Origin of the sequence: Brachybacterium sp. Marseille-Q7125, assembly GCF_023062615.1 — a bacterium.
Classification (GTDB): Bacteria; Actinomycetota; Actinomycetes; order Actinomycetales; family Dermabacteraceae; genus Brachybacterium.
In genome coordinates this window covers 1-1,040 of record NZ_JALLAL010000128.1, presented here as the reverse complement: position 1 = coordinate 1,040, position 1,040 = coordinate 1, and the positions used below count along the sequence as shown (strand labels likewise).

Genomic DNA, 1,040 nt, shown 5'->3' with positions numbered 1-1,040 from the left:
TTTGCTCATCCGGAACGACTGCTCCACGTGCCACAGGTCGTGGTAACTGGAGATCACCTCGCCCGGGCCCATGATCGTGGCCGGGATATTGGTGACGTAGCCCTTGAGCCCCACCAGACGCCGCGCCGCCTCCAAAGCCCGGGTGTTCAGCACGTTCTTACCCCCGGCACGGGTGACGAACCGGGTGGCGTGGGCCTGTTTGTCGCCCTCGATGATCGCGATCGCCCGGTTCTCCTGCGCGGTCAGTGTCTTCCCATCCCGCACGGCCCGTTTACGGGAGTAGGCCCAGACCGCCCTCCAACACCCCGGATGCTCCACCGGATCCCAGCCGGGAGCCTCACGCCGGTGCAGGTCAGCTAGGGGTTTGGTGTTGCCGTGGCGGGGTGTGATCGTGTCGATGACCTGCCCGTCACGGAACGCGTCGCCGTGCCAGTGGAATTGGTGGGCAAGGTCGCTGGGGGCTTTGGTGACGCGTGAGCCGACGATGAACCGCAGCCCTGCCTCATCCAGCGCCGTCAGATTCGCCGCTGAGAGCATCCCGGCGTCGGCGACCACGACCATGTCTGCGATCCCGTGGCGGGCCTGGAACTGCCGGATGATCGGCAGGATCGTCCGCGTCTCGGCATGGTTGCCCTCGAAGCAGCCGATCTCCAGCGGGAACCCCTGGCGGTCCACCAGCAGACCGACCACGATCTGCGGATCCACCCGACGTTCCTTGGAGTACCCGACCTTACGCAGGGCATCTTCGTTCTCCGCCTCGAAATACAGCGTCGTCACGTCATACAGCACCAGCGAGACATCACCCCTGTTCAAGGCATACTCGAAGCAGGCAGTGGCAACCTGGTCGCGGGTGACCTGGGTGACGCCCGCCAGGTGGCGCTGCAGAGTTTTGTAGGAGAACGGCTCTGCGCCACACTCGGCCAGGACCCGCAGCGAATCGACCTTGCTGGTCGGCTCGATCAACCGCGCGATGACCAGATCACGGAACACCCGATCATCCACCACATCGAACCCCAGACGGGTATACGCACTGGCCAGCA

At 64.8% G+C, this 1,040-nt stretch carries 1 protein-coding gene; it reads right to left on the bottom strand.

What is annotated here, in order from left to right; translation table 11 throughout:
- Positions 1-1,040 (bottom strand): IS1634 family transposase (locus MU407_RS14015; RefSeq protein WP_246958412.1); only part of this gene is annotated, 1,040 nt, incomplete at both ends.